At 37.1% G+C, this 24,014-nt stretch carries 19 protein-coding genes; 6 read left to right on the top strand and 13 right to left on the bottom strand.

All coding sequences use genetic code 11. The features are described from left to right. On the top strand, positions 1-2,388 hold the full coding sequence (locus B2R82_RS07215) for an ABC transporter permease (RefSeq protein WP_286924221.1): 2,388 nt from the start codon (positions 1-3) through the stop codon (positions 2,386-2,388). Positions 2,389-2,444: 56 nt separating this feature from the next. Here B2R82_RS07215 and B2R82_RS07220 read toward each other — a convergent pair whose 3' ends face one another. From B2R82_RS07220 to B2R82_RS07230, 3 genes are all read right to left on the bottom strand, one after another. Next, complete coding sequence (locus B2R82_RS07220) at positions 2,445-3,551, bottom strand: DUF4179 domain-containing protein (RefSeq protein WP_286924222.1); 1,107 nt, start codon at positions 3,549-3,551, stop codon at positions 2,445-2,447. Further along, positions 3,548-4,114, bottom strand: coding sequence for a sigma-70 family RNA polymerase sigma factor (locus tag B2R82_RS07225; protein WP_286924223.1), 567 nt, complete (start codon positions 4,112-4,114; stop codon positions 3,548-3,550). Before B2R82_RS07225 ends, B2R82_RS07220 begins: the two co-directional genes overlap by 4 nt. A gap of 113 nt (positions 4,115-4,227) precedes the next feature. Beyond that, entirely contained in the window at positions 4,228-4,680 is a 453-nt protein-coding gene (locus B2R82_RS07230) for a DUF523 domain-containing protein (RefSeq protein ID WP_286924224.1), read from the bottom strand. 191 nt (positions 4,681-4,871) lie between these two features. On the opposite strand from B2R82_RS07230, the gene B2R82_RS07235 reads away from it, so the two are divergent. After that, complete coding sequence (locus tag B2R82_RS07235; RefSeq protein ID WP_286924225.1) at positions 4,872-5,357, top strand: NUDIX hydrolase; 486 nt, start codon at positions 4,872-4,874, stop codon at positions 5,355-5,357. A 51-nt stretch (positions 5,358-5,408) separates the two neighbouring features. On the opposite strand, the gene B2R82_RS07240 is transcribed toward B2R82_RS07235, so the two are convergent. From B2R82_RS07240 to B2R82_RS07255, 4 genes are all read right to left on the bottom strand, one after another. Continuing rightward, complete coding sequence (locus tag B2R82_RS07240) at positions 5,409-5,552, bottom strand: DUF6886 family protein (protein ID WP_286924226.1); 144 nt, start codon at positions 5,550-5,552, stop codon at positions 5,409-5,411. A gap of 42 nt (positions 5,553-5,594) precedes the next feature. Continuing rightward, on the bottom strand, positions 5,595-6,632 hold the full coding sequence (locus tag B2R82_RS07245) for a serine hydrolase domain-containing protein (protein ID WP_286924227.1): 1,038 nt from the start codon (positions 6,630-6,632) through the stop codon (positions 5,595-5,597). A 65-nt stretch (positions 6,633-6,697) separates the two neighbouring features. Next, entirely contained in the window at positions 6,698-7,264 is a 567-nt protein-coding gene (locus tag B2R82_RS07250; protein WP_286924228.1) for a MarR family winged helix-turn-helix transcriptional regulator, read from the bottom strand. A 378-nt stretch (positions 7,265-7,642) separates the two neighbouring features. Then, on the bottom strand, positions 7,643-8,845 hold the full coding sequence (locus B2R82_RS07255) for a YbfB/YjiJ family MFS transporter (protein WP_286924229.1): 1,203 nt from the start codon (positions 8,843-8,845) through the stop codon (positions 7,643-7,645). A gap of 115 nt (positions 8,846-8,960) precedes the next feature. Here B2R82_RS07255 and B2R82_RS07260 point away from each other — a divergent pair, with 115 nt between their 5' ends. Beyond that, the gene (locus tag B2R82_RS07260; RefSeq protein WP_286924230.1) at positions 8,961-9,857 is read left to right on the top strand and encodes a LysR family transcriptional regulator; all 897 of its coding nucleotides are present in this window, start codon (positions 8,961-8,963) and stop codon (positions 9,855-9,857) included. A gap of 21 nt (positions 9,858-9,878) precedes the next feature. On the opposite strand, the gene B2R82_RS07265 is transcribed toward B2R82_RS07260, so the two are convergent. Next, the gene (locus tag B2R82_RS07265) at positions 9,879-10,130 is read right to left on the bottom strand and encodes a hypothetical protein (RefSeq protein ID WP_286924231.1); all 252 of its coding nucleotides are present in this window, start codon (positions 10,128-10,130) and stop codon (positions 9,879-9,881) included. Between the two features lie 255 nt (positions 10,131-10,385). Here B2R82_RS07265 and guaD point away from each other — a divergent pair, with 255 nt between their 5' ends. The 3 genes from guaD (at position 10,386) to solA (ending at position 14,390) form a co-directional block, all read left to right on the top strand. Then, positions 10,386-11,753: a guanine deaminase gene (guaD, locus tag B2R82_RS07270; protein WP_286924232.1), complete on the top strand. Its 1,368-nt coding sequence runs from the start codon at positions 10,386-10,388 to the stop codon at positions 11,751-11,753. A 54-nt stretch (positions 11,754-11,807) separates the two neighbouring features. Continuing rightward, on the top strand, positions 11,808-13,154 hold the full coding sequence (locus B2R82_RS07275; RefSeq protein WP_286924233.1) for a uracil-xanthine permease family protein: 1,347 nt from the start codon (positions 11,808-11,810) through the stop codon (positions 13,152-13,154). Positions 13,155-13,268: 114 nt separating this feature from the next. Next, a complete protein-coding gene (gene solA, locus B2R82_RS07280) occupies positions 13,269-14,390 on the top strand; it encodes an N-methyl-L-tryptophan oxidase (RefSeq protein WP_286924234.1) in 1,122 nt (373 codons plus the stop codon). Between the two features lie 52 nt (positions 14,391-14,442). On the opposite strand, the gene B2R82_RS07285 is transcribed toward solA, so the two are convergent. From B2R82_RS07285 to B2R82_RS07305, 5 genes are all read right to left on the bottom strand, one after another. After that, positions 14,443-16,419, bottom strand: coding sequence for a hydantoinase B/oxoprolinase family protein (locus B2R82_RS07285; protein WP_286924235.1), 1,977 nt, complete (start codon positions 16,417-16,419; stop codon positions 14,443-14,445). A 24-nt stretch (positions 16,420-16,443) separates the two neighbouring features. Beyond that, positions 16,444-18,468, bottom strand: coding sequence for a hydantoinase/oxoprolinase family protein (locus B2R82_RS07290; RefSeq protein ID WP_286924236.1), 2,025 nt, complete (start codon positions 18,466-18,468; stop codon positions 16,444-16,446). A gap of 216 nt (positions 18,469-18,684) precedes the next feature. Then, positions 18,685-20,082 carry an aldehyde dehydrogenase family protein gene (locus tag B2R82_RS07295; RefSeq protein ID WP_286924237.1) on the bottom strand — a complete coding sequence of 466 codons (1,398 nt, stop codon included), beginning with the start codon at positions 20,080-20,082 and terminating at the stop codon, positions 18,685-18,687. A 29-nt stretch (positions 20,083-20,111) separates the two neighbouring features. Next, positions 20,112-21,437 carry an aspartate aminotransferase family protein gene (locus tag B2R82_RS07300; RefSeq protein ID WP_286924238.1) on the bottom strand — a complete coding sequence of 442 codons (1,326 nt, stop codon included), beginning with the start codon at positions 21,435-21,437 and terminating at the stop codon, positions 20,112-20,114. Between the two features lie 249 nt (positions 21,438-21,686). After that, positions 21,687-23,333 carry a sigma-54 interaction domain-containing protein gene (locus B2R82_RS07305; RefSeq protein WP_286924239.1) on the bottom strand — a complete coding sequence of 549 codons (1,647 nt, stop codon included), beginning with the start codon at positions 23,331-23,333 and terminating at the stop codon, positions 21,687-21,689. Positions 23,334-24,014 lie beyond the last annotated feature (681 nt).

A 24,014-nucleotide genomic window follows, 5' to 3' on the forward strand; every position in this document is an offset into this window, starting at 1 on the left:
ATGCACGCAATACTTACTCTTTGCTTTGCGCATATTAAGAAAAGGAAAATCCAAAATGTACTATTAGCAATTATAATTATGCTATCCACCCTTTTATTAGCTACCTCTGTAACGATTTTGATGAATACAAACAATATTTTTGAAAAAACACATCATGATTCAAATGGGGCGCACCAAATTTTAACGATGGGCAAGGATATTCATAATCCAAAAACTGTCAACAATTGGTGGCAAGGGCAACAAGGGGTTTCTGCCTCGAATCTCATTCCTTATAGAAATTTATCTGGCTTCACAGCGAATGGTGTAGAAACGCCAAATCTCTACTTATTCATGATGAATACACCCAAAACGCCCTTTGTTGTTGATCGATTACTATTTTCGGAGGGAGAAAATCAGGACTATCCTACTGAAGGAACGATTTGGATTCCCACATCGATGGCTACTACATCGAATATTTCACTTGGAGATACTATTGAATTTAACACCGGCGAAAGAGCTTTTTCATTAAGCGTTTCTGGTATAGTTGTAGATTTGCCATATGGTGGACCCTTTACAGGGAATGCTCGTATTTGGATGAACGACGCTGACTATCATAAACAATTTGATACGATGATAGGGTCTGAACAATATATGATGGGTCTTCGCTTTGATGATTATCAGCAAAGTGCAAACTATTGGATAGAATTCGAAAAATTTTTAAAAGGCCCCTACCTTGAATCAAAAAAGACATACGAGAGTATCGCTGCGTTTTATTTAATTATTAATAAAATTATCGGCTTTATTATGATCGCCTTTGGTGTAGCAATGTTATTCATTTCATTGTTTATTGTTGGTTTTAGTATTTCAGATGCCATTTTAACGAACTATAAAACGATTGGTGTTATTAATTCTCTTGGACTCACTTCTCGGAAAATTAGTGCGACCTATGTTTTACAATTCGGTTTATTATCAGTGTTCTCAATTATTCTTGGTCTTATTGCCAGTACAATCCTTTCCAGAATGATCATAGAAAGCTCTTTATCTTATTTAAAGGCCGGAAAGCATTTAACGATTATTCAAGATTTTAGAATCACTATGCTACTTGCTGTCATAATCCTTGTCATTGTTATCCTTACTGCGTTCATTTACTCAAATAAAGCACGTCACGTTAAACCAGTACAGGCAATTAAGTACGGCATGTCAGAATATGCAAACAATAAATTGAATCGGCATTTAAACAACTCTAATCGTCTTTCTAATTTAGTTCATTTACCGATTCAACTTCAAATTAGCATTAAAAACATCACTAAAAATATGAAAAGTTCCATTCTTATTATTGTTCTTACAGCTATTACTTCTGCAATTTTAGTGTTTAGTGCAGTCATTTATAATAGCTTTATTTCCAACATCAAGCAAAACACACCAGCATTGGGCTACGATTCATCACATGTTGTCGTAGAGGTTTCAAATGATGCAACATTTTCAAAACAACAGTTTGAACAATTTTTACGCTCAGACGACCGTATTAAAAATCACGCTTGGCTCGATCAATTTACAGGGGTTCTCCCTAATGGAACAAATCAGCCGTTAAATATTAATGTTGATACTATTGAAGGTAGTTTTGAAGATGTTGGATACGGGACAATTTCTGGCCGTAATCCTGTAAATAAAAATGAAATAGCGATTGGCATTAATGTAGCGAAGGCTTTACACAAAAATCTAGGGGATACTGTGGAAGTCTATATCGAAGGCAAACAGCATCATTTGATTGTAACTGGTATTTATCAATCGATCGCCAATATGTCTAATACAGCGAGAATTACCGCTGATGTGATCAAAGTTTATAATGCTACCTATTCTGCTTCAGAACAAAGTATGATCAATTTGGTAGATGAGACATTATCAGCTCAAATCGTTGATGATTTAAACAATAAATTTAAAAGCTCTGTTTCAGTTGTCACACAACAAACATTATTAGATGCTGTCTATAAAGAAGTGATCGCTGTTTTAATCATCCCATTATCTATTATAGGAATCTTATTTATTGCTGTAACATTCATCATTATTTTTAGTGTTTCTAGAATAAACGTAAGAAAAGAAAGCGGAACTTATGGAATTTTTAAATCTATTGGTATGACCTCAAATACTATTCGATGGTCGATTACATCTGGAATTCTATTACTTTCATCACTAGGGGCTATGTTTGGAATTTTTATCGGTGTAAAAGTAATTCCCGTAGCTTTACAAAGTATTGTTTTAGAATATGGCTTACTAGAATTACCTCTTGTGATAAATTGGCCAATAACCATCGGATTATCCTTCTTAAGTGTTGTGGCAGCCTGTCTTGGTTGCTGGGTATCTACGAAAATCATCGCCAAAACCTCACCGCGAATTCTACTCGTTGACTAAAAAACTGCCCTTACTCTATAAAAGAGCGAGGGCAGTTTCATCCTTTCATATCTTACCTATTCTTTCAATTCAATAACGATCGGTTCAAGATTTATTTCTTTAAAGTCCTCTACTTCTACAGCTCTATTCCTCACAACAGTTTCTCCAAAAGCATTCTTTTCCTCTATTGGTTCATCATCATTTACAGAGGACTTCATGAGCCGGACATGTGGCATAATCTTCAGTGTGGCTGCCCTTTCGTCAACTTTTCCAAACGTCTTACCTGTACGAATATCATTTGGATAACCACGACCCCCATGATTCAAGCCATCATAGTTATTCCCCAAATCATCTGTCATTGTAAAGTCTAGGTCGATATTATCCCAATAATCTAAAATATGTTGATCTAATTGTTGCCTTACATATACAATGGTTGACATCGGTGTATGGGTGATTTGTCTAATTGTCACGTTGATACCATCAAGAGACGAAGATTTATTCACTATTTGCGTATACTTTGAGGTTGCCTCTACAGAGAAGGCAAAACGCCAGTGACCATTAATAATTGTATTTGATTTTTCCATCAATATTTTATCAATATTCCATACTAAGTATGCTGTATCCCCAACATTTGTTCCGAAATTCCCAACTGTTAACAAACCAACATAGTTGTAATCGTCTACTCTTTTTATTTCCGAGCCCCAAGCCATGCCATCTGCATCCTTTAAAGATGAAGAAGTATCGTGAATTCTTAGTTGGTCACCTAATTTCTTTGTACTCTTGAGAGAATAGGTTATAAAAATTGTTTCACCATCGTAAAGGGCATCATTAATGGTAATCTCCACACCCTTGCTCACCTCAGATAAATCTATAGCTGTTGAAAATTCTTTATAATTTTCATAAAGAGATGCTCTATCCCCATCTATAAATTTAAAGATATCTCTCACAATAGGAATGCTTCCTGCTTGAGCTGGAAAAGTATATCCTAATATCGTCCCAGATAGTCCTATAAAGAGAAACGCTACAGCAATTTGCCGCCATCGTTTTACTCTTTTTTTCTTTTTCTTTAGGCTTTGCTTCAATCGTTTTTTTACCAGCGCTTTTTCAAAATCACTAACATCAAGTTCGATAAATTCCTTCTTATCTAACTGCACGTCATTGAAAAATTTATAAATTCCCTTCATGTCGGATTACCCCCAAGCTTTAATTCAATTGCTTGCTGCTGTAATTTCTTCTTGCCTCGATATATGCGATTATCAACAGCTGCACCTGTCAAACCAACTTGCATTGCAATATCCTTTGTGTTCATACCAATGAAAAATTTCATGATAAATATTTTTCGATCTATAGCATCGAGTGTGTTAATTAATTTTACTAATTCTTCTTGATTTTCAAGCTGAATGATCACTTCCTCAACTGAAGGGTCGATTAGTAAGTCTGGGTGCTCAGAGGATACTTCTCTATTCTTTACTGCTCTTCGGTAATAATCGAATGCTTTAAACTTAGCGATGACACATAGCCATTTTCGAAAATCATCAGTACCTCCTTTAAACTGTTCAATATTGTCCCAAATACTTAAAAAGACATCATTGATACATTCATCAACTATGTAATCCTGTTGCAATGGTGCAAGCACCTTATAAATAACACCTTTCACAAGCGATAAGTACTGATCCACGACATATTCTAGGGCATCCTCTTTCTGTCGTTTTAATCGCTTGATGAAATTTTTCTCATTCGATTTCATGGCACCAATTCCTCTCAACTTCTTGTATAGGCCTCTTCATCCTATACAACGAACATATCAAGCATTTTCTCTCAAAAAAAAAGAATTCCTTTATACGCAAGGAATTCACTTTATTATTCTGTAAAAAATTCTTCTTCTGAAAAAACCACTATATGATTTCTTCTTAATAATGCGGTTGTAACACCTACACCAATTCTCTTTGTAGCATTGAAATGACCATTATAAATCATGGCACTGCCACAGGATGGACTATACTCTTTTAAGATAACCTTCGTCACACCAAGTTCAAGCGCTTTATGTAAAGTTGCATAGGCACCCTTTAGATACAGCTCCGTTACATCACGGCCCGATTTTTCCACTACAATCGCTTTTCCATCAAGAACGTCTTCCCCATCTCCGCCAACTATTTCAGCGGGCTCACGAGGAGTAGTAAAGCCACCCATCAATTCAGGGCACACAGTTATAGCCTTATTTTCTAATACAAGCTGTTGTATTCTTTCATCTAAACAATCTGTCCCATTATAGCGTACCTTTAATCCTGCTAAGCAAGCACTTATTACTGTCACAACGTTTCCTCATTTCCACAGTATCAACACAGCATCTTTTAAATGTCACGTTAAATTTTTGAATCTTTGTTACAATATTTTTATCCCTATACGGACTGGTAAGACACATTTATTATAACTTCCAATTGACACAACTGCTATAGTAGACTTAAGACCTCTATGGCACATTTTGATTTAAAGGAGGAAAGAACTTGGTTGAATATACAATTTGTTTTCTTAAGCAGGGAGACAAAATATTATTACTGAATAGAGATAAGCCACAATGGATGGGCGCTTGGAATGGTGTCGGTGGAAAAATTGAGCAAGGTGAAACGCCAATGGTCAGTGCATTACGTGAAATTAAGGAAGAAACCGGCATTGCCTTGCAAGACATTACATACAAAGGAAAAATAACATGGACTGATGGAAATATTAACTTTGGTTGCATGTATGCATTCATTGCAGAACTACCAGAATCCTACCCATATGTGACACCTATTAAGGTCGCAGAAGGTATTCTTGATTGGAAAGACCTATCTTGGATTTTGCACCCTCAAAATGTAGGAATAGCAGATTTAAAATATTATTTACCGAAGATGCTTGATGAATCAATCAACTACGAATATATTTTTACCTATAAAGATAGTACATTCATTGATATGACCAGTACCCCGTTAATTCAAGCATTTACTGTCTAAATACGAAAAGATCTCGTAAACGTGATAGTAGCGTTTACGAGACTTGGATAATTATTTTCTTGGCTGCGCAAATCCCATTCTGCACATAGACCAATTTAATGTTGTTTTTTGAATATCATCATAAATATCCCAAAGGCTATCGACTACCCGTACTTCTACATGACGCTTAAATAATTCCTCAAATAAATTTTCCATTTCTTTGAAAGTAAATATAGCGTGTTTTGTAAAAAAGGTGAATCATTTGCTATTTAGAATAAACGATTTCTGTAGACCTTCTAATAATGAAATTCCTATATTTTCATCATCATTTCTACCTAATCTATAATTCGCCAACACTACGGAGGCAACTTTCTTCTCTTTATCAATCGCTAAAAATGAGCTAAAGCAACCTGTTCCACCACCATGCACAATAACATTATTGTTTTTCTTCAAAAGGGACCATCCAAGACCCATATCGTACTTCTTTGATCCACTTCCATGTTTTTTATGACAAAGAGACAAATAAGGTCGATTTTCATCCATATTTATTTTGGCATATTTAAGTAAATCATCAGCAGTTGAACTTATTGCACCCGCAGGTGATATAAGGTTTTCTTTGTTCCATTTCCAGTTTCCGCAATCATTATTTTTTCTACCATAACCATGTAAATTATTTTTTGATGTGCCTAGATAAGTATCAAGTAGCCCAAGTTCATTGTGAAGAAAATCATTCATTGTTTCCCAATATCCTTCGCCTGATACAATCCCCAGCCCATATCCAATAAGTGATATTCCAAAATTTGAATATTTCCATGAATAATCCATTTCTTTTAATTTATTATTCTCAATTAGCATTTTCATTTTGTTAAAATCCATATTTAACGGATTATTCTTATTCAAATCACCACCACCAAAAATCAAGCCTAAAATTAGGTTAAAATATTGCTGTTTATTTAATGGCAGTCTTGCTGAATAGCCAGAAGAGTGAGTAGCAAGGCGGAGCAGTGTAGGATAATAATCTTCTCCCTTAACACCTTCAATATACTTTTCTATTGAATCATTTATTGACATCTTTTTTTCAAATACATATTTTGATAGCAAAGATGTAGTAAAAGTCTTTGTTATAGAACCAATTTCATATTGATATTTTTCTGGTGAATGAAGTTCTCCGTTTTCATTAAAAATTTTAATTACAGAATGATTGTCTCTTAAATAGCCAACAGTTAATTTTAAATGTTCTTTTCCTCTGCTGGTCCTTTTAATTAATCGTAATGTTTCATTACTGATTTCAAACATTATTGACCTCCCTTTTCAAAAATTGATATATTTTTCAAAGATAAATCAGTTTCTACGATTATTTTTCACATTTTATTTCCCTTATTAATTGCTTGAATTCTTCGTTTCTCAAACTCCTTCAAGACTCTCACTTGTAATTCCATGTTATCTTCATCCATTTGTAAATTACCATCTTCTTCGAATCCATCGTGTTCTTCACCGTCAAAACTATAAAGTTTCTTTAAAAGATCCCACATTGTTTCTAATTCATCAGTTGATAACTTTTTAAAAAGATCTTCCAAAAAAAAGATTCCTTTTTCTGCAACGGCAAGCAAAACTTCTTTTCCTGTTTTTGTTATTATTACGTTAATCGCACGTTTATCTTTCCTACTAGGAACAACGTTAACATATCCCTTGTTTTCCATAATGGTGATTAATTGTTTTACGCTCTGTTTTGTGGTACCTAATTTTCTAGCTATATTATTCAAAGTTGTTTCATCTTCTGGTAAATGTGCAATTGCCACCATTGCCATATACTGTCTAGAAGTTAAAAGTTCAAGGAACTTGTCACCTTTTATCTGAATCTTATTTGCTAAAGAAAATAAGGTACCGTAAGCTTGCTGCATTAAAAATAGTTCTCTGTAAATATCCATAGTCGACCTCCATTTAGACAGTACATTGTCTAAAATAAGTGTAGCATATTTTAAATTTTGGTCAATATACTGTCTAATTAAAATTAAATAATTTTCTTATTCTTTGCTACACACTAACCTGATCTGATAGTTGAACAGGAAAAATCCTGCATACCAACACAGGATTTTAATTAGAATTATTATGAATGAACAAACCTTGTTTAAATAAACGTACTTAATTTTAAAGGATCAATATTATTATAAAACCACTGCTGGCTCTGTCATTATAATTCTTCACATGCGATTTCCTTATTATTTCCATATGAAATCGTAACTTGACGCTCCTTATGCTAATGTCAAAATTCAAGCCTGAAATCCACTTGGAATTTCAGGCTTTTTTTAGGAATTCGATTGTGTTTTAATGGTCAATACATTTTCTAATGTAGCCTGCTGCTTCATTGTTAACCATCGTCCACATAGCATGACGAGCAAGGCAAGAAATACTATACCACCAGCAAATACAAGTGCTGCCTTATAGCTACTATAAACTTCCACTAGCTGTCCTGCGATAATTGGTCCAATAATTTGTCCAAATGCATAAAACGTTGTTAATAAAGATACAACGGGGCCACTTTGAGTGGGGAAAAGCTGACGTGCATAGGAAGTTGTCAGCGTCACAATCCCTACAAATGTTAAGCCAAATAAAAATGAAGACAATAAAACGCTCCATACAGTTTGTGAAAATACTGGTAGCAGGATGCCTAACACTTGTAATATGTATGCCACAAACAGGATTTTTATTGCAGAAAATTTTTCTAACAACACAGTCCAAACTGGTGCTGAGGGTATGGCTGCTACCCCAACGATAACCCAGCTATAGGAAGAATACGCTTGGAGTGAAGGAATATTATGAATAATATCGACTAAAAATGTCCCTGTGATGATATAGCCTAAGCCCTCTAGGCCATATGACACGATTAACCACGGCATAAAGCCCTTTGTCATTTTTGTATCGGAGGATTTTTCAGCCTTCTTACTATCTTGTACATCTAATCCTCTCCAAAGAATATACGTAATGCCTAAAAACAACGCTGATAAAATTCCTAAGCCTATCCATGTACCTTGCCATGCAAAATATCCCTCAAGAACTGGTACGAATAAGCCGGAGATTGCAATTCCTAAGCCTATCCCACTGAATAAATAGCCTGACCACCGTGAAAGTGAGCGCTTTGCTAAGTAATCCATAATAATGCTCGATGTTAAAACAAAAATAAGACCGCCTGTAATGCCTGCAATCAAACGAAGCACAAGCCAAACACTATATATTCCGATAATGCCCATTAGAACAACGGAAAGGACATTTAAGACAACATTTAACAATAAAAAGTTCTTCCTATTACGATGGATAAATCCCGCCCATAATGCACCAATGAAATAGCCAATATAATTACTTGATGCTAAAAATCCTGCTACTTCAAAAGAAAATCCGACATCATGCCGCATAAATGGCAAAATTGGTGTAAAGGCAAATCGGCTAATGCCCATTGCCACTACGAGCAATAGGACCCCTCCAAATAAAATTCCGATGTGCTGTCGGTTCATCTCGTCCCCTCCCCTAAAACTTTATAGTAATTAAAAGGATACAGAGTGCAAATTAATAAATCTAATATATAATTTATATAAAAGGATAAATAATTTTTATATAAGGAGAAATTTCATGAATTTACATGCTCTTAGACTCTTCACAAAAGTAGCCGAGCTTAAAAGTGTATCGAAGGCAGCACAAGCATTAATGATTAGTCAGCCTGCTGTTACTATACAAATTCGGAATTTAGAAAAAGATTTAGAATTAACCTTGTTGGAATCTAAGGGAAGAGGAATCACGTTAACACAAAATGGGGAATTTTTATTTAAACAGGCACAGCGACTATTTGATTTAGAATTGGATATTGAAAATAAGTTAGAGCAATTAAAAAATACTGGGAATGAAGAATTACAAATTGCTTCTACCCATGTGCCATCCCATTTTTTATTACCAAAATGGTTAGCTAACTATAAGCAAGCCTTCCCGAATTCTTATATCCATATAAAAACCGCGAACTCCCAGCAGGTTATTGTAGAATTGCTTCACTATAAAGCGGATTTAGCCTTTATCGTAAAAGAGGATGGTCATCATCCAGATATTAATTATCAATTTCTGATCAATTTGGATTATTGGTTTATCGTGCCTTATGGACACCCAATGGCAGATCAAACTGTGACATTAGCAGAATTAATGCAGCAGCCCTTTGTTTCTAGAGAGGATGGTAGTTCAACAAAGGAATTTTTAAATGCACTATGTAAGGTTCATAAAATTCCGCCACCAAGAGTAGGTCTGCAACTCGATGGCATTAATGAATCGATCCATGCCATTGCAGCTGGCTACGGTACAATGCTAGCACCGTCCATAGCTGCTTCAAGCTTTATTCAAAGGCAACAAGTAGCCAGAGTCTTTATAAAAGATATTGATATTCAAAGACCCATCTATCTTTGTACACGAAAAAACGAACAAAATATCTCTGCGGCCTTTCATTCGTTTATGGATATTATTAATGACTCTATTAATCGTATTTGAGATTTTATTCTCAAATACGATTCATTTATTAAGATGAAGCTGTTTCTGAAACAAAAATACAATAAATCGGATAATTAATACATAGATAAATGCTTCTATAAAACTTATTGCTAAGACAAGGACGTAACGACCAAAATCTTCAAGCTCTTTAAAATAATATTTTTGTATTTGCCAGTCAAAAAATAATGCCTGATAACTTATTCCTAAAAAAATCGGAATGAACAAAAGCCAATAAAATAGTGATAATTTAAAATTATGCCCTTTCACCAACATAAAAATCCTCCTCCTTGACATTCATTAAGCCTTGTTTTCCTATTTAACTAAAAGCAAATCTTACATCATTGATTGTATACCATTGAATTAGGACTAGTTCTCTAATTTTACCCAAATGCCTGTAAAAGCTGTAAAAAAATAGCTGTAGTCATTCAAGTAACAATATTTAATATTCGTTTTTTTATAGACTAAACAGTTTAAATAACCTATAATAGTCCAAGTAATTATCAATAAACGAACATTAAGGTGGTTTTCATGTCAAATTATACGCAAATTTTCAAAGGGACAGCTTTTTCAAGTAAGTCTTCTAGTGAAGTACAAATTTTAAAAGATTATCTATTCTTTATAAACGCAGAAGGTATGATTGAAAAAACTGTCGCTCCCGATCATGTGGACTATCAAAATCTCCTTACTACATATCAAGGCAAAGAAAATTTCCATTCCTTAGGGAAAGGTCAATACTTCTTACCTGGCTTTGTCGATTTGCATGTACATGCCCCACAATGGGCTCAGGCTGGTACTGCATTAGATATTCCTCTTTATGATTGGCTAAACACATACACCTTTCCTATCGAATCCAAATTTTCTGATTTAACATTTGCACAAGAGGTCTATGAAGATTTAGTTAGCACGTTACTTGCAAATGGTACAACTACCTCTCTCTATTTTGCTACTGTTCATAAGGAAGCAAGCTTACTATTAGCAAAAATCTGTGCGAAAAAAGGACAACGAGGCTTAGTTGGTAAAGTTGTTATGGACAATCCTGAGCAAAATCCAGACTACTACCGTGATTTAGATACCCAAACAGCATTAAAGGATACAGAAGAGTTTATTTTAGCTGTGAAAGATCTAGCAAAAACGACAAAACAGGGTGTTTATCCAGTCGTTACACCACGTTTTATTCCAAGTTGTACGGACGATGCCTTAAAGGGCTTGGGTGAATTAGCTGCTAAATATGATACGCATATTCAATCACACTGTAGTGAAAGCGACTGGGAGCATGGCTATGTGAAGGAAAGATTTAAGAAAAATGACGCCTTTGCCTTACATGATTTTGGTTTATTAGGCGATAAATCTGTGATGGCACATTGTAATTTTTTAAGCAATGATGACGCACAGCTATTTGCTGAAACTGGCACTGCAATTGGTCATTGTCCTATCTCCAATGCTTATTTTGCAAATAGTGTTATTCCTATTGCACGCTTCCACTCAATGGGCGTGGATATAGGGGTAGGCTCAGATCTTTCAGGCGGTTTTTCTCCAAGTTTGTTTGATAATGCAAGACAGGCTGTTATGTCATCTAGAATGCTAGAAGACGGCGTTGATACTTCACTTCCTGCCGAAAAACGAGGCGTAGCAAATTCACGTATTACGATAAATGAAGCATTTTATTTAGCAACGGCTGGTGGTGGCGAAAGCTTAAGCTTACCAGTTGGTCGACTACAGGAGAACTATGCATGGGATGTACAAATCATTGATACAAAAATATCTTCTGCCAAACTCCCTATTTTTAGAAATAACGAAGATTTACAGGATATCTTCCAAAAAATCATGTATCTTGTACGTCCCGAAAATATCCGTGAGGTGTGGGTACAAGGAAATAAAGTTCATACAAGACCATAATTTCTGACTCTGTCATTTAACCGTATAAATTAACATATAGAGGTGTACATCTTAGTGGAAACGCAACATAATCAATTAAACGAAAATAGAAAAACACAATTAACTGTTTTACCTGATGAAAAATTGTCATACGGTCAGTCAGCCTTACTAGGTTTACAGCATGTCATGGCTATGGATGTCTATGTAGTTCCCTTTCTAATTGCGATGTTAATTGGGTTACAGTCAGGACAAGCAAGTGCATTGATCCAATCAACCTTTATCGCAGCAGGAATTGCTACGATTATCCAAACTCATTTTTGTATGAAGCTACCTATTGCGCAAGGTCCATCCTATGTTCCCCTTGGAGCCATCGTTGGGATTTATGCAGCAAGTGGCAGCGGACAACTTGGCTGGAATACTGTGCTAGGGGCTAGCTTAATCGGTGCACTTTTGGTTATTATTTTAGGCTATACTGGGATTTTCAATAAAATCGTCAAAACCTTTATCCCTCCAATTGTTGGAGGAACGATTATCTTTGTTGTTGGTCTTTCTTTAATGCCTGTTGGCTTAAGTGATAATATCTTTAATGGTGCAGGTGCGTCGATTAACCAAAACATCAATTTAGCGCTTATCTCAGCTGCTGTCTTAATCATTTGTGTAATGTTAGGCTCAATTTTCAATAAAAAAGGGCGAATCTTTCGTATCGCCTCAGTTATCATTGCTTTAATTGTGGGTTGTATTGCAGCCAATGTAATGGGTGTCTTAGATTTATCAGCCGTATCACAAGCTAAATGGTTTAGTTTGCCACAAATTCCATTTGCAGATTTCGGCTTCACCTTTAATTTTTCAGCCATTATAACAATGGTGATTATTTATATCGTCTTACTGGCAGAGACAACAGGTACTTGGTTTGCCGTGAGTAATGTTATCGATAAACCATTGACAGATAAACAAATTAATCGAGGAGTTATTGGGGAAGGAATTGGATGTTTCGTGGCTTCATTGCTTGGTTCAACTCCTGTTACTGGATACTCAACAAATGCAGGTGTTATTTCCATCACAGGTATAGCAAGTCGTCGAGTATTTATTGCTGCTGGTGCTTGGTTTATCTTATTTGGTTTTTCTGGTAAATTAGCTGCTCTAATTTCTGCAATTCCTTCAGCAGTAATTGGCGGTATCTTTGTAATCGTCTGTGGTATTATCGCAATTAGTGGTTTACAGGTAATGAAAAATGAAAGTATTGGTGAAAAGGAAATGTATGTAATTGCTATTCCTGTCATTTTAACATTAGCATTAACGTTACTACCTGACGATTTCCTTTATTCTTTACCAACAACTGTACAATATCTACTTGGTTCCCCGATTGCAACAGCAGCTATCGTAGCCATTCTATTAAATAAATTATTACCTACAGTGAAATAATAAACGAAGCACAATTCTTCTTGAAGAGTTGTGCTTTTTTTCTATAAAATTTTCAAAAATTTCTGTCTTCCTATCTATTATTTTGTTATACTAGAGCAAAAAAGTAGGGATTATATGATATATGATGTGATAATCATTGGGGCTGGCTCGATGGGTATGGCAACGGGCTATTATTTAGCAAAGGCAGGAAAAAATGTTCTGATGATTGATGCCCTTAATCCTCCACATGAAGAAGGCAGCCATCATGGAGAAACAAGAATTATTCGCTTTGCCTATGGTGAGGGGGCTAGTTATGTACCTTTTGTCAAAAGAGCAGGTGAATTATGGAGGGAATTAGAAGCTTTATCAAATGAATCCCTATTTCTACAAACAGGGGTTGTGAATGTCGGAGAGCCAAGTCATTCTTTTATTAAAAATGTAAAAGCTAGTGCCGAGCTTTATGACTTAGCACTAGAACAATATTCTGCTGATAAAGCTATGAAAAAATGGCCGGGATTATTTGTCCCCGAAAACTTTGTTGCATGCTATGAGCCAACTGCTGGTGTTCTTCGTGTAGAGGCCTGCATTCATGCCTATAAAAAATTAGCAATGGAGGCAGGAGCAGCATTACATACGAATGAAAAAGTACAGTCTATTCAAGCGGGAAGCATTGTAAAGGTACAAACCGAAAATAATATTTACGAGTCGAAGCAGTTGATTGTCACTGCTGGTGCTTGGATCACAGAGCTATTACAAACAATGGGCATTCCTATCCCTGTTACACCTACTAGAAAAACCTTTGCTTGGTTTGAAGCAGATGAACAGCTCTATGGTGAAAATGTATTTCCAGCCTATTGTTTTGAATTGGAAGATTCCACATACTATGGATTTCCAAGCATTGATGGTGTTGGACTAAAGCTTGGTCGCCATGATGGTGGCGAGGCAATCAATCCAAATGATCCACTTCGTCCGTTTGACGAACAGGATTCCATTGACTTACTTAACTTTATTCAGCAATTTATGCCACAGCACGGGGCGTTAAATTATGGAAAAACGTGCAAGTATTCAATGACACCAGATGAAGACTTTATTATCGACTTTTTACCTGAGCATCAAAACATTATCGTAGCAGCAGGCTTTTCTGGGCATGGCTTTAAATTCAGCAGTGCAGTTGGTGAAGTACTCACAGAGTTAATACTAAATGGACAAAGCAAGCAGGATTTATCCCTTTTTAAAATAGATCGTTTTAATAAATAAACTTATTTATTAAATGCACTAGAGAGTAGCCTAAACTACTCTCTATAGTTGTTTACCAAAAGGCTAAAGAGCGTTTCTTCATTGACTCTCTGTATTGCTCTGTTGAAATTGGTAATGCTTTATTTGTTTGATAATCCATCACAACGCCATATCTTCGGATAACATCCATTTGATTAATTTCTCCATTATTATACATCTGCTCCACTAGAAGAGGATTTGTCTCTAGCCATCTATGACGATTTTGGCGAATATAGTCGCGTTCTTTTAATGTGGCAGCTATATCTACTTCAAACACATCGATATCACGATCAATTTCATGGATCACAACACCGTAATCAAGCTTCGCACGCTCAATTGAAACATATTCATCAATAACATCCTCTAATACAGCATTTATATCTCGTGCTAACGGGTCCCCTAAGCCTCCTCCACCAGCCGAAGGACGAGTAAAGGAGTCTCCTTTTTTCAGTTCGATATTGGAGAAAATTGTACCTAAAAATAATTCATCCTTTTTACCTGGGTTTAAAATAGCTCCCTGTGCGATAGAGGGTAAGCCACCCATAATTCCCCATGTAATAGAGCGTGAGCGATCACAACAATAGGACATCACGGTTTGGTTAACATTTGTTAAAATGCCTCCCTTCTCGACACCACAACCACCACGGTACTTACCTGGGCCTGCAGAATCTATTATAATTTCATGCTTTGTTGTAATAACTGGTGACAATCGCTCTTGCCCCTCACATGGCTGTACACTTAGCCCTACTCCAAACACTGGTGAGGTTGTATTGGCACCATCACGATCAATACGCCCCCCATGCCCGCCAGCCATCCAGTCATACCACATAAAATATTCACTACTATCCTGACGCTGATCATACCCACCTATTAATAAATACTCTAAATTAAATGAACATGCGATAGCGCGTTCAGGCATAATATTTGACCATAATTCGAAGCAAGCATTCATAATTTTCTCAAACGCTCCAGAACAATAGCCAGAGACGGCAACTGGGCTAGGAGCATTAACGACAGAGTTTTCAGGAAGATAAATTTTCACAACTCGATAGAATCCTGAATTTAGGGGGATATCCGGGAAGAATGTTTTAGTGCCTGCATAAGTACCAGAAAGGGCTGAGCCAAATCCCGCATTTAAAAAGCAGCTTATATAAGGATGAGAATTACTTAAATCATACGTTATTTCACTCTCAGTAATGGTCATTTTTACATGGATTGGGATAAGGCCATCTCCTACTTGTGGGTCCATGTCAATATAGTCCACCGTTTCCCATTGGCCTTTGGGTAAAGCTTTTATTTTCGCCTTCATTAATCGTTCAACATAATTTTGCACCTCTTCAAAGGCCACTAGTACTGTATCTATGCCGTACTTTTCAATCATTTCCTTGAGCTGCTTCTCCCCAACTTTTGCTGCTTCCACCTGAGAACGTAAATCGCCTATTCGCTCCTCTGGTATCCGCATATTCATGACAATGATTTTTACAACATCTGCTAAATATTGACCTTTACTATATATGCGTACAGGTGGAATCCGCAATCCTTCTCCGTAATGCTCCCTTGCAGTAATATCAAAGGAACCTGGATTAGAGCCACCGACATCTGCCCAGTGTCCATTCGTTTGCATTAGGGCAATTAATTTTCCATCATGAAATACTGGTAAAATGACACGAACATCGCTAAAATGTGTGCCACCACGATAAGGATCATTCACTAGAAATACATCGCCAGGATGAATATCATCAGCGAAATCCTCTAAGATAGCTTTTGCGGTTAAATGTAATGTCCCTACATGTACTGAAATATCTTGGGTTCCCTGCATTACTGTATTTCCCTGTGCATCACATAATGCACAGCTGAAGTCTCGATTATAGATAACAAACGAATAGCATGTACGCAGCATTTGTTCAGCCATTTGATCAACTAAGTTCACAAAGCCGTTTTTCAACACTTCAAATGTTACTGGGTCTAAATTTTGGACCCTATGAGGTGTCTCTAAATTCGTTGTACTCATCACTCAATTCCTCCTTATGGAATATTAGTTCACCGTAATAATGATATTTCTATATGCATCAACCTCTGCTGTAAAACCAGGTGGAATAACAGTCGTTGTGTCGAGTTGATCGATGATGGCTGGCCCAGCAAATTGTGTGTAAACTGGTATTTTATCGCGATAGTACACGTTTGTTTCAAAATATTTACCCTCAAAAAAAACAGAGCGCGTTTCCTTGAATGCATCTTCTAAAGAGCCCTCAGGAGCATATTGAGGAAAATCAGGCTTTGGTACTGTTCCAATCGCCGTAACACGTAGGCCGAAAATTTCAACAGCTTGCTCCTTATCAGAAAATGCAAATTCTCGTTCATGCTCTTGATGAAAGGCTTCTAGTATTACATCTAGAGAAGTTATTTCATCTGCTACAAGTACAGCAAGAGATCGCCATTGCCCCTTATAACGGAGATCTATATAATTCGTCAAGGATGAGGTACTTTCTGCTATCCCTTCCTCTTCTAATAATGTTGCTGCTTCTTTACGTAATGCACCAAATTGCTTGGTCAGTTCTTCAGCAGTTACCTCCTCTACTTTCTTCACATACGTTTTAGAAATATCATGTCTAACATCTACAAGTAGGCAGCCCATTGCAGCAGCTACACCTGGATGAGTAGGAATAATAACCTTCGGAATGTTTAAATCCTTTGCCAAATAGGCACCATGTAATGGCCCTGCACCACCAAAAGCAACAAGTGCAAAATCTCGTGGATCATAGCCTCTACGAACAGATATTAGTCTTACAGCATCGCTCATATTCGCATTTGCAACTTCTATAATTGCGCTTGCTGCTTCCTCTATTGTTTGATTGAAAGCGCTTGCTATTTTTTTCACAGATTCTCTTGCCGCTTCTTTGTTTAATTGCATCGTACCATCCAATAAATCCACGCCAAGACGCCCTAATACTAAATTAGCATCTGAGTTCGTTGGTTCTGTTCCCCCTCGTCCATAGCAGGCTGGACCTGGGGCTGCACCTGCACTTTGAGGTCCATTACGTAAAGAGCCCCCCTCATCCTTCCATGCAAGGCTGCCACCCCCTGCTCCTATTGTTAGTATTTCAATACTTGGAAAACCAATTGGATAACCATATTCTATTGACCAATCCTTTGTAATGCGAATATCACCCTTATACATAAGTGAAATATCTGTACTTGTACCCCCCATGTCTAAGCCGATTGCATTGTCAAACCCACACAGCTTTGCGATATGCTTACTGGCAATAGCACCAGCTGCTATCCCTGAGCTTGCTAGCCTAGCCGCATAACGTGGAACCGTACTTGAAGTCATGACACCACCACCTGAATGTAACACCAAAATTTCTTCCTCATAGCCCTTTTTCTGCATTTCATTGCTTAACTTACTGATGTATTTACTCATAATTGGTCCGAGAACGGCGTTGATAATCGTAGTGCTCATCCGCTCATGCTCGAAAATTTCAGGAAGTACCTCGCTTGAAATACAAACATAGACATCCGGTAGTTCCTCTTTTAAAATTTTTTTGACTTTCAGCTCATTCTCTCCATTGACGTAGGCATTGAGGAAGCAAACCGCAATAGACTGTGTACCTCTACGCTTTAATTTCTTGGCTAAAATCCGAACCTCCTCTTCATCAATAGCTTGAATAATGTTCCCTTCATAATCTATGCGTTCTCCTACTTCAAACCGATCTCTCCTCTGAATATAGGGCCTAGCAGTATCCTTGTACGTATCCCAAATATCTTCCTTTGTTCCACGGCGAATTTCGATAACATCCCTAAAACCCTTTGTCGTTATCAGGGCTGTTTTCGGAAGCTTTCGTTCAATTAAAGCATTCGTTCCAACAGTTGTACCATGAGAAAAAATTTTAATATTCTTCCCATCTAACCCTGCTTTTTCAACACCATTTAAAATTCCCTGCTCTGGATTTGAAGGTGTTGAAGAGGTTTTTGTCACAAAAATGTCTCCAGTTTCTTCATTAAAAACAAATACATCCGTAAACGTTCCACCAACATCAATTGCTAAACGACTTTGTGCCATAGTTATACCTTCTTTCGTTTACTTGGTTTGATGAAATACACAAAAATTCTTCATAATAATCCTCTTTGATGAAGATAATGCCTCAAGTGAATGCTGCTAGATTTCCTCAAAAGATAGCAGTCACTATGAGAAAAATCCGAAATCATTACACTGAGGCATATAGAATGTGTTTTTGTTTGGCTACCATGCTATTAAATTTCAAGATGAGTTAGATTTTTATTCAACTTTTGTACCAATTGTAATTGTTTTGAAGGTTGTAAAAAATTCCTTCGCCGCCTGCCCTTGCTCTCGGGCACCAGTACTTGAGTTTTTCATTCCTCCAAATGGCGCTTGGGGCTCGGCTCCTCCTGTTTCATCATTCACCTGTACAAGTCCCACTTCACTGCGATTAATAAAATCAAAAGCTTTTGGAATATTAGTCGTATAGATCGAAGCACTTAATCCAAAATCGGAATCATTCGATAAGCGAATCGCCTCTTCATAATCCTTAACCTTTATAACAGCTAGTACGGGGCCAAATATTTCTTCACGGGCAATCGCCATATCATGTGTTACATTTGTAAAAATGGTTGGATCGATGTAATACCCCTCTTTCATACCTTGAGTTGGACCACCACCAAATATAAGCTCAGCTCCATCTAGTTGTGCTTTTTCAATAGCGGCTAAAATAGAATCATATTGTCCCTTTGAGGATACAGGGCCCATTGTTACGCCAACCTCTATTTTTTTAGCCTCTTCTATTAACTGCTGGAGCACTTCTTCATAAATCGCTTCCTCAATATATACTCGACTAGTCGCTGTACAACGCTGTCCTGTTTGCTTCATAGCACCTTCTATCGTTAGTTTTGCAGCTTGTTTGATATTCGCATCCGCTAAAATGACGGCTGCATTTTTGCCTCCAAGCTCCAGTTGAATTTTTTTATTCGTTGATCCAGCAGTATCTAAAATACTTTGCCCGACATTATTTGAACCAGTAAATGTAATCGCCTTTACTTCAGGTGCCTCTAATAAAACCTGCCCAACCTTTGAGCCACGACCTTGGACTACATGTAACACATTTTTTGGTAAACCTGCCTGTTGAAATAATTCTCCTATTAATTTTCCGGTTAAAGCTGCTTCAATAGATGGCTTCCAAACAACTGTATTGCCATATACTAATGCCGGAGCAATCTTCCACAGTGGAATGGCAACAGGAAAATTCCAAGGAGTGATCGCCGCAACTACACCGAGTGGCACACGCATTGTGTATAATATCTTTGATTCATTGGCAGAAGGTAACACCTCACCTACAGCACGCATCCCTTCTTGGGCAAAATAACGCAAAATGGAAGCCCCTCGTTTCACTTCTCCGAGCATTTCACTTTTCGTTTTGCCCATTTCACATGAAGCTATTTCAGCTACTTGATCTATATTTTTTTCAAGCAGATCCGCTGTTAGTCGTAAAATCTCTCCACGTGCAATAGATGATGTATTTTTCCAGTCTTCAAATGCATTATGAGCAGCAGTAACAACTGCTTTCGTTTCATTTACTGTTAAAAGTTCTACAGCGCCAATACATTGGGTTGGTCTCGCTGGATTAAATTGTTCTCGTACCTCTCTAACAACTGTTGTCATATTACTCCTCCTTTATAAAGTGATTGAATTTATATTTCAACGATAGTTTTACGTATATATTCAAACGTTTCGTCTAATATACGCAGCATTTCGTCCAATTCTACTTTTGATAGAATAAGAGGCGGAGCAAAAACAACTGTATCTTGATCATACGTAACTGTTCGAAGAATTAACCCTCGTTTCATCGTTTCCTGTACAAAAATTGGGCTAAGAGGAGACTCAAACAATTCACCTGTCTCACGGCTTTTGACTAATTCAATTGCCCCAAGCAATCCAAGTGTACGCACACGTCCAATAAAGCTATACTTTTCCTGCAGCGCTTGAAATCCCTTCAACATTGCATCACCCATGACCGCTGCATTTTCAACGAGATTTTCACGCTCAACGATTTCAATATTTTTCAAGCCAACTTGACAAGCAAGTGCATGACCGCTGTATGTGTACCCATGCATTAATGTACCCTTGGAAAGCTCACAAAAGTCCTGATGCAGTTTTTCTGATATCACCACTCCTCCAAGTTGGGCATAGCCACTCGAAACGCCTTTCGCGAAGCTCATCATATCTGGCACTACACCATAGTGCTCCATCCCAAAAAATTTACCTGTACGCCCAAATCCTGTAATGACTTCATCCGCAATCAATAAAATACCGTACTCATCACAAATTTTTCGTACTTCTCTAAAGTAGTCCCTTTGTGGAATATTTACTCCACCTGCTCCTTGCACAGGCTCAGAAATAAATGCAGCCACATTCTCAGGACCTAACGCTTCAATTGTTTCATGTAAATTACGTACCGATTCGCTATAGACATAGTGGAAGTCTGGAGCATGTGAATTTGTAAAATCACGAAATGCTTGTAAGCCTGTTGCATTTGTAGCGCCCATCGCTACACCGTGGTAGGAGTGTGTACGTGAAATAATTTTTTGGCGCTTTGGCTGTCCTTTTAGTAACCAGTAATGACGTGCTAGTTTAATGGCTGTATCATTCGCCTCTGAGCCGCCTGAAGTAAAAAATACTGTGTTTAAATCTCCCGGAGCTAAAGAAGCAATTTTCGCTGCTAAACGAATCGCCGGTTCATTGCTAAATGTTGCAAAGCAGGAACTAAATGCTAATGTGGATATTTGCTCCTTCGCAACATCTGCAATTTCTTGACGGCCATGCCCAATATTTACATTCCATAAAGAAGACATCCCATCAATATAGACATTTCCTTCGATATCTTTCAAATAAATGCCAGTTCCTTCTGTAAAAATAACTGCTGGCCCTTGTGTTTGCTGTTGCTCAATTGACGATGTTGGATGTAAAAAATGCTTTTGATCTAATGTTTTTAGCTCTTCCTTTAATTGAATTGCCATCAATACCAACCTCTTTTCGTTTATAATTTCATACACTTTTTTACTAGCAACTCTCATGCCAACTGTTTGCTTTCAGCACAAAAAATAAAAAGAGACATTCTCTTATTCGAAAATACCTCTTTTCATCTCTTATTTATTGATTCATTTTAATGATGCGGATCATCATTTTTGTTGCATCATGTCACTAAACACCGTTGCGTTATTACCATTCACTATGCAAAAGCGGAAATTTGATGTAGAAATACATCACTACTCCTTATAAGAAATATGCCTTGTTAATTGGAATTTTTGAATTTTACGCACTAAAGTTGACTGATCACAGCCAAGTGATTTAGCTGCCTGCCTAATACTTGGATATTTAGACAATGCCTGCTTTATAATTTGCTTTTCAAAAGCAGCTACTTGCTCCTTTAATGTGCCACTAAACATGGTTGTAACAGCTGATTCCTGTAATTTAGGTAGTTGCTCCACATTTTCGATATCATGAATATTCGTTGTATTACAATCTAATTCTTGTTGTACCGTATATACTGTTATTTCTGGCTGTGTAGCTAATAAGCAAATTCGTTCCACCATATTTTTAAGCTGACGTATATTTCCTGGCCAATCATAGGACACTAATATTTTCATGGCCGATGACTCAATTGTTCGGTGAATACCGTATTTCTCTCCAATGACAGCTAAAAAATGATGGACTAGTGGAATAATATCCTGACGACGTTGTCTTAATGGTGGAATTTCAATGGGGATGATATTTAAACGATAATATAAATCCTCACGGAAACTACCTTGTCTCACCATTTCTGCCAAATTGCGATTCGTTGCTGCAATAATGCGGACATCAATAGAAATAGGCCTCCCACTACCAATACGTTGAACCTCTGACTCTTGGAGCACACGTAATAATTTTGCCTGTAGTAGCAAAGGCATCTCTCCAATTTCATCTAAAAATACTGTACCACCTGACGCAATTTCAAATAACCCAGCCTTACCACCTCTTGACGCTCCTGTAAATGCTCCTCCCTCATAGCCAAAAAGTTCGGTTTCTAATAGATTTTCAGGTATTGCACTACAGTTAATCGTTAATATTTGCTTATGACTACGTCTACTATTTGCATGAATTAGCTTTGTAATTTCTTCTTTACCAACGCCCGATTCACCACCAATTAATACAGTAGAATCTACCTCCGCAATTCTCATCACGCGATTTACAACATCCATCATTGCAGGAGACACAGCGATTAAATTACTTGGTGTCGCCTCTTTATTATGTAATGCTTGTAGCTTATTTTTAAAATTTTCATTTTGAACCTCTAATTTTTTCACTTCTGTCTCTAGTAGTTTTAACTGGGTCATATCACGTGTAATGGCTACTACGTATTGCAACTCACCCTTTTCATTAAATATTGGCTTGCCCGTCACTAAAAAGCATTTTCTATTAATGAACGTTTGCAGTATGGTTACTTTTTCATTCGATTCGATGACTTTCATGGATATAGAATCACTCATTAATCCTTCAGCTATTGCGTCTTTTGCATATCTCCCCATTAAATTAATACCAACAATTTCGATATCAATATCATTTTGAAATAATATTTTCCCATCGCTATCACATATGGTAATGCCATCTGATATGGAATTTAATACTTTGTTTGATAAAGGATTCATAAAATCAAAATGGCTAAACTGCGTTAATGGTCTAATAGTAAATAAGCTACCCTGTGAAGTCTCTAATACATGAATAAAATAGCCTTCTACCTCATATGTTTCTGTCCCTTTACTATACTTTTTTATAATTTTTTCAAGGAGCTCTATTTGGATATCACTTTTTACAATTACTTCATCATTTTTGACAAGAAAAAAATGTTCATCTTTATGAAGTTCTGTTATCGACATATTGACCACTTCCTCTCAAACTAGAAAATCAATTACGCCATGGCGTAATTGTAGCGGCAGCAACATGATGTTTTTTTTGTGCGAAAGCGTAGTGCTAACGCAGCGGCAGCAACATGATGTTTTTTGTGCGAAAGCGTAGTGCTAACGCAGCGGCAGCAACATGATGTTGGTCACTCAGGTGTTTTCACAGGAAGTGAAATTCTTAGCCTGAGTTCCTCTATTTCAGTAGGTGTTTGGACACCCACTGTAAAAAAAAACCAAAACTGCATTCATCTCACCATCTGTAGAGGTGGGGGGTCCGCTGAGTAAAGATAAAATAACTTCATAAAAAAATTCGCTCTCTTTCTACGGGTAATTTGCAAGCCTAAAGGTACTTAAGACCTTCGCTTTGTTACTTGGCTTGCTATCTCGGAGAATGGTCGCGAATTTTTTATATGCTAATATCAATTACGCCTCGGCATAATTGCGTCCGGAATCGGCATTGTGATTAGGCCTGCGTGTTGTTTTTTGTGCGAAAGCGTAGTGCTAACGTAGCGGCAGCAACATGTTGTTGATCACTCAGTCGTGTGTTGTTGTTGTTTTTGCTGTCGCTTCGCTTTCGCACAGGTAAAACCGTGTTGCTGTCGCTTCGCTTTCGCACAGTTAAAACCGTGTTGCTGTCGCTTCGCTTTCGCACAGCTA

It is taken from the genome of Lysinibacillus sp. UBA6686 (assembly GCF_002455205.1).
Lineage (GTDB): Bacteria > Bacillota > Bacilli > Bacillales_A > Planococcaceae > Lysinibacillus > Lysinibacillus pakistanensis.